The 6,532-nt window shown below is 50.1% G+C and carries 5 protein-coding genes and 1 riboswitch; all 5 genes read left to right on the forward strand.

All coding sequences use genetic code 11. The features are described from left to right. The first annotated feature begins 101 nt into the window (after positions 1-101). The 5 genes from FGB90_RS19335 (at position 102) to FGB90_RS19355 (ending at position 6,193) form a co-directional block, all read left to right on the forward strand. Positions 102-632 (forward strand): methylated-DNA--[protein]-cysteine S-methyltransferase, encoded by a 531-nt coding sequence (locus tag FGB90_RS19335; protein ID WP_138812487.1) that lies wholly within the window; start codon positions 102-104, stop codon positions 630-632. A gap of 107 nt (positions 633-739) precedes the next feature. Next, positions 740-1,651 carry an amidase domain-containing protein gene (locus tag FGB90_RS19340; RefSeq protein WP_138812488.1) on the forward strand — a complete coding sequence of 304 codons (912 nt, stop codon included), beginning with the start codon at positions 740-742 and terminating at the stop codon, positions 1,649-1,651. A gap of 107 nt (positions 1,652-1,758) precedes the next feature. Continuing rightward, positions 1,759-2,235 carry a tRNA (uridine(34)/cytosine(34)/5-carboxymethylaminomethyluridine(34)-2'-O)-methyltransferase TrmL gene (trmL, locus tag FGB90_RS19345; protein ID WP_138812489.1) on the forward strand — a complete coding sequence of 159 codons (477 nt, stop codon included), beginning with the start codon at positions 1,759-1,761 and terminating at the stop codon, positions 2,233-2,235. Between the two features lie 142 nt (positions 2,236-2,377). Beyond that, positions 2,378-2,559, forward strand: a riboswitch (cobalamin riboswitch). 222 nt (positions 2,560-2,781) lie between these two features. Next, the gene (locus tag FGB90_RS19350) at positions 2,782-4,944 is read left to right on the forward strand and encodes a ribonucleoside-diphosphate reductase subunit alpha (protein WP_138812494.1); all 2,163 of its coding nucleotides are present in this window, start codon (positions 2,782-2,784) and stop codon (positions 4,942-4,944) included. Between the two features lie 202 nt (positions 4,945-5,146). Next, complete coding sequence (locus tag FGB90_RS19355) at positions 5,147-6,193, forward strand: ribonucleotide-diphosphate reductase subunit beta (RefSeq protein WP_138812490.1); 1,047 nt, start codon at positions 5,147-5,149, stop codon at positions 6,191-6,193. Positions 6,194-6,532 lie beyond the last annotated feature (339 nt).

Consider the following 6,532-nt stretch of genomic DNA (forward strand, 5'->3'; position numbering starts at 1 on the left):
TAGGATTAGTCCTTTATGCAGGAAGTATCTGGCTGATGCAATACTTGCATGGCAGAACAGGCTTGTCAGGGGATAAAGATGGACTGAAAGAAGGGGTATGTATGACGAAACGGTCATTCATTTACGTAACGGAAATGAATAGTCCGATCGGAGCCTTAACGATCGCAAGCACCGATTACGGTGTCTGTCTGATCGAATTCGGTCCGGTGAAAGAATCGTGCTCGGCGATCCGCACATGGACGAAAAAACACTTCATGAATGCCGAACTTAAAGAAGATGCAGAAAAGCTCCAGCCTGTTGTAACAGAGCTTGAAGAGTACTTTGCAGGGACACGGACCTCATTTTCCGTGAAACTTGACCTGGTAGGCTCGAAGTTTCAGTGTCTTGTATGGGAGAAGGTGAAGCTGATTCCGTACGGTGAAACGAAATCCTACAAGCAGATTGCAATGGAAATCGGGGCACCAAAGGCGGTGCGGGCCATTGGCGGTTCAAACAACAAGAATCCGGTTCCGATTCTGATTCCGTGCCACCGGGTAATTGGCAGCAACGGATCCATGGTCGGCTACGGCGGGGGTCTGGACAAAAAAGAACACCTTCTAAGGCTTGAAGGTGCGATAGAGAGAATTTCATGAAATTGACTATTGGGAGCAGCTGCAGAGTGCAGGGCTCTCTTTTTATTTCCGGCGGCATGATCCTCTGTTCTTTCTGCATAGAATGTCAGAAGAAGCGGGGAGGAGAGATGCCGGTGAACAGGACGATCAGGCGGCTGAGGGAATACATCGAACACTGCCACGACTGTTATGTATCGGATGAAGCAGGCCTGCCCTTTTTCAGGGCCAGTGAAGGAGAGGCTTTTGCCAGAAAAGAGGAGCAGCTCTATGCAAGAGGGGCATCCATAATAAAAAATATTTCCGACGGCAGAATCATCCGGCAGCAGTCGGTTGGTGAGCGGGAACAAATTGATTACATTCTGTATTTTCAGCATATCATCCGTCAGCAGGGCCAAATCTATATTGAGGAACAGATTCAGCTCAGACGCGCAGTCATGGAGGAGGGGGAGCTTGCGGATGATTATCTTCTGAACGAAGAAGGCAGCAATATGGAAGAGCTTCCGGAAAAAAGTTCCGAAGCACCGTTCGTTCAGCGGGAAACAGACATTCCGGAGTACCGCCGCTATGATCGGCTTGAAGCGGTACGATACGCTGAGAGGTGGTGGAATACTCCGAACCCGGCCTATAAAAACTTTGAAAATAACTGCACCAACTACCTCAGCCAGTGCATACACGCCGGGGGTGTTCCAATGACAGGAGCAGGCAGCCGCGGAAAGGGGTGGTGGTACAGGGGGAAAAGCTGGAGCTACAGCTGGACCGTTGCCAATGCTTTCCGGTGGTACGTAAGCGGTGCCCGTCCGGTGATTAAAGCACGGGAGGTCCAGTCGGCAGAGGAGCTTGTCCGCGGGGATATCATCTGTTACGACTTTAACGGAGACGGGCGCTGGCAGCACACTACAATTGTCACTGGAAAAGACAAGGAAAACCAGCCCCTCGTAAACGCAAACACCACTAACAGCCGCATGCGTTACTGGGCATACGAGGATTCCACTGCCTGGACACCGGGCATAAAATATAAATTCTTTCACCTCGTTGACTGAGGGAGGGGCCCCGTTTCTCCGGAAGCGGGGTTTTTCGGTTTTTCCGTACACGACACTTTTTCTGGTATAATGGCGTTTGTACAGCTGAGAAACCAGAGGTGACTGAAATGGGAATACACGTCGTACTTTACCAGCCGGAAATTCCGGCGAATACAGGAAATATCGCCCGCACATGCGCGGGAACCAATACATCGCTTCATCTGATCCGCCCCCTCGGCTTTTCCACAGAGGACAGGATGCTTAAGCGTGCCGGCTGTGACTACTGGCCGAGTGTAAAAATTCATTATTACGATTCACTTGAACACTTCCTTGAAAAGCACAGTCGCAGCGAGCTTTTCTTTATTGAAACAGTTGGGGAGAACTACTATCATGAGCGGGAGTACAGCGATCCGGAAAAAGATTACTTCTTTGTTTTCGGCAGGGAAACGACAGGACTGCCTCAGGAGGTAACTGAGCGGTTCCGGGAACGCTGTCTGAAAATTCCCCAGACCGGGAACGTCCGCTCCCTGAACCTGTCCAACACAGCGGCCATTCTCGTGTATGAAGCACTGAGACAGCAGTCGTTCGCCCCCCTCGATCAGTAGACGACCGTTTAAATTGGTGCAGGGAGGTAAAATCAGCGGAGCCCGCCCGCAGATGAAAATAGTCTGTTATCATTCTTGCAAGCTGGCTGATTATGTTTTACAATACTAAATACGGTGTATATCACTTTGTTGAAAACTATATATTGTATGCTGAAGCGCTGGTGTCAATCAGACTTAAAAGGGAATCCGGTATGAGGAAAACCGGAACTGTCCCCGCAACTGTGAATGCTGACGAAATGAGAATCCACTGTACGTGTGTGTATGGGAAGGCTCAGAGTAGGATGAAGCATGAGTCAGGAGACCTGCCTGTGTTTCGACAGTTTCATGACTTCGGGGATTGAGTTCATGAAGCGGCAGGTCCGCAACATACCGAACGAGTCTGCGGTGCCCGGTCACAGATTGGACCGGTTTCCTTCAGACACTTTTAATCTTCTGTACCTTTCAGGTGCAGGAACTTCCTGCTGCTTTAATGAATCCGGCTCTTTCCCCGAGGAAAGGGTCTTTTTTATTTTGCAGAAATCAGGAGGGATAGCAGTGGAAAAAGTAATGGATAAAGACATTCAGAGTGAATTCAGCCAACTTGACTGGACGGGGTGGCCGGAAAATGAAGAAGCGTATACTTCACGGCAGCTACAGCAGCTGGCACTTGACCGTCTCAGTATTGAGGAGCCTGACTGGACCTATGCCGCCGCCCGTTACCGGCTCAAAGAGTACTATCGGGAGGTTGCCGGCCGGCGCTTCTGTAAAACTGATGAAGTGTACAGGAGTTTTGCGGAATCGGTCAGGTATCTTTCCGAAGAAGGTATTTACGACCGCTGTCTGACGGAGATGTATACCGGTTCGGAACTGAGAGAGCTTGGGGACATCCTCGATCCGGAGAAGGACCGGCAGTTTACTTTTCCCGGCTTACATACGTTTATTGACCGGTACCTTGCCAAAAACCACCAGGGCGACCGGGTTGAACTGCCGCAGGAAAGATTCATGATTGTGGCGATGACGCTCATGCAGCATGAAGAGCGTTCCCGGAGAATGGAATACGTGAAAGAAGCTTACTGGGCTATGGCGAATCTGTACATGACTGCTGCTACACCGACCCTCGCCAACGCAGGGAAATCGCACGGTCAGCTCTCCAGCTGTTTTATCGACACGGTGGACGACAGCCTGAGAGGTATTTTTGATTCGGTAACAGATGCAGCCACTCTGAGCAAAAACGGTGGAGGGATCGGAATTTATCTCGGGAAGATCCGTGCAAAGGGATCTTCCATTAAAGGTTTTAAAGGGAACTCATCGGGGGTGCTTCCATGGATGAAGCAGCTGAACAATACGGCTGTCAGCGTTGATCAGCTCGGCCAGCGCCAGGGGGCGATCGCCGTTTATCTTGATGTCTGGCATAAGGATATTTTCCCGTTCCTTGATGCGAAACTGAACAATGGGGATGAGCGGCAGCGGACTCACGATCTGTTTACCGGTGTGTGCCTGCCCGATCTGTTCATGGAAAAAGTGGAGGCGCGCGGGGACTGGCATCTCTTTGATCCCCATGAAGTAAGGCAGCGGATGGGGTTCTCCCTTGAAGATTTTTACGACGAAAACAAGGGTAACGGAAGTTTCCGTAAAAAGTATGAAGCCTGTGTGAATGATCCCGTTCTGAGCCGTGAAACCGTTCCTGCCATCGAGATTATGAAACGGATCATGATTTCCCAGCTTGAAACGGGAACGCCGTATATGTTTTACCGGGACGAGGCAAACCGGAGCAACCCGAACAGCCACGAAGGCATGATCTACGGTTCGAACCTCTGTACGGAAATTATGCAGAACATGAGTCCGACAACCGTGGTGGAAGAATCGGCCGGGGACGGCCGGATTCTCATAGAAAAACAGCCGGGGGACTATGTGGTGTGCAACCTGAGCTCTGTGAATCTTGCAAAGGCGGTGCCAGATGGGGTCCTGGAACGGCTTATCCCGATTCAGGTGAGAATGCTCGATAACGTCATTGACATTAACAGTATCGAAGTTCCCCAGGCTCAGCTCACAAACAGAAAATACCGTGGAATCGGCCTTGGCACCTATGGCTGGCATCATCTTCTCGCAAAGGAAAGAATCCGCTGGGAAAGTGAAGAGGCTGTGGAATTTGCTGACGCGGTTTACGGTAAAATTGCCCGGCTGACAATTCGGGCAAGTGCTGAACTGGCAGAGGAAAAAGGGCCATATCCCGCTTATAAAGGTTCAGACTGGGAGGACGGAAGTTTTTTCACCTCACGAGGCTATTTAGGAGAAGAGTGGGAAGCCGCTGCCGAGGATGTATGGGAAAAGGGAATCCGGAACGGGTACCTGATGGCTGTGGCCCCCAATTCCTCCACGGCGATCATTGCAGGTACCACCGCATCGATTGATCCGATTTACCGCAAGGAGTACGCCGAAGAAAAAAAGAATTACCGTATACCGGTGACAGCACCGGATCTCACGAGCGAGACGACGTGGTTTTATAAACGGGCACACGATATCGATCAGCACTGGAGCATCCGCCAGAACGGAGCCCGTCAAAAGTATGTGGATCAGGGCATCTCTTTCAACCTCTACGTCAAAAACACCATCAGGGCAAAAGAGCTCCTGGAGCTTCACCTTTTAGCATGGAAGGAAAGGCTGAAAACAACCTATTATGTACGGTCCACATCAGGGGAATACGACGAATGCGAAAGCTGTTCAAGTTAACAGAAGGCAAGGCTGACATCAAAGAGTTCTGATGGGAAATGCGAAGCGAAACACCTGAAGCGGGACTCCTGCTGCAATGGAGGCCAGGCGAGATCCCGCAGGGCAAAGCCCGCGGAGGCTTGCCGGCATCGCCGCGGAAAGCGAGCGCAAGGTGTGAAGCGGAGCTTACTGAGTACAGTATTTAATGAAAGGAATTGAAAATATGAATCCAAACAACACACTTTATAAAAGAAAACTGTATGATCCCGGCGCCCCGAACGCCTCCACCGGCATCATTAACGGAGAAAGTTCCAACGTCCTGAACTGGGATGACACACGATATTCCTGGGCATATCCCATGTACAAAAACATGCTCGCAAACTTCTGGACACCCTTCGAGATAAACATGACCACCGACGTAAAACAGTACGCCGAGCTCCCTGGGCACGAACAGGAAGCCTTCAACAAAATTATCGGCCTTCTGGCGTTTCTGGACAGCATCCAGACCGACTACTCCCAGAAAGTGGCCCAGTACCTGACCGACTCCAGTCTCTCGGCACTGATGACCGTTCTTTCATTTCAGGAAGTGGTTCACAATCAGAGCTACTCGTACGTATTGTCCAGCGTAACCGATAAAAAGAAGCAGGATGAAATCTTTGAATACTGGAAGCATGATCCTGTCTTACGTGAAAGAAACGACTTTATTGCCGAGGGGTACGAGGCATTCCTGAACGCACCTTCACCGAAAACGTTCATGGAATCCATTGTTTACGACGTTGTTCTGGAAGGTCTGAACTTTTATTCGGGATTCAGCTTCTTCTACAACCTGGCCAGAAATGGAAAGATGGTATCCACCTCGACGATGATCAACTATATTAACCGTGATGAACAGCTTCACGTGAATCTGTTTGCCCGGATATTCAGAGAAATTCTTCACGAGTACCCGGAGCTCGATTCCCGTGAAACCCGGGAATTTGTACAGAAGACGTTCGTAAGAGCTGCAGAGCTGGAAATCGGCTGGGCGAGACATCTGTTTAAGGAACCGATCGAAGGAATTGTGCTGGAAGATCTTGAGAACTATATTCGGTTTATGGCAAACAAGAGAGTCAACGAGCTGGGTGTTGAGCGTCCCTTTGAAGGATACCGGAAAAACCCGATGAAATGGATTAAAATCTACGAAGACGTGAACAGCGGCAAAACCGATTTCTTTGAACAGAAATCCCGCCAGTACACAAAGGTGGGAGCGGACAACGGATTTGATGACCTGTAGAAATAACCGAAGAGGGAGGCTGGGACATTTAGATTAGAATCCGAACAAAAAGCTGATAAGCGGATGAAGTATTCGCCGACTCCTGCGGGAGGAAAAGCGCAGGTGAGACCCCGCAGGGCGAAGCACGCGGAGGCTCAGCCGCTTCCCGCGGAAAGCGGCGAATATTTCAGGAGCGATATACCTGCACCACATATTGGCTGCTCGGATTTTCGTCTGTAAAAATACTTCTGTCCCAGCCACCTTTCTTACCTTTAGTCAAGGGTATGCCGTTAACTTCTTTTACTTTTTATTATTAGGTGGAGGTGGAAGGGGGACCCCTTCCACCTCCACCTGATTTTT

It is taken from the genome of Alteribacter natronophilus, assembly GCF_006007885.1.
GTDB lineage: Bacteria > Bacillota > Bacilli > Bacillales > Salisediminibacteriaceae > Alteribacter > Alteribacter natronophilus.

What these genes read in the sequence shown, in the direction of transcription:
- FGB90_RS19335 (WP_138812487.1), top strand. Translation starts at nt 102, where the DNA reads ATGACGAAACGGTCATTCATTTACGTAACGGAAATGAATAGTCCGATC.
- FGB90_RS19340 (WP_138812488.1), top strand. Translation starts at nt 740, where the DNA reads ATGCCGGTGAACAGGACGATCAGGCGGCTGAGGGAATACATCGAACAC.
- trmL (WP_138812489.1), top strand. Translation starts at nt 1,759, where the DNA reads ATGGGAATACACGTCGTACTTTACCAGCCGGAAATTCCGGCGAATACA.
- FGB90_RS19350 (WP_138812494.1), top strand. Translation starts at nt 2,782, where the DNA reads ATGGATAAAGACATTCAGAGTGAATTCAGCCAACTTGACTGGACGGGG.
- FGB90_RS19355 (WP_138812490.1), top strand. Translation starts at nt 5,147, where the DNA reads ATGAATCCAAACAACACACTTTATAAAAGAAAACTGTATGATCCCGGC.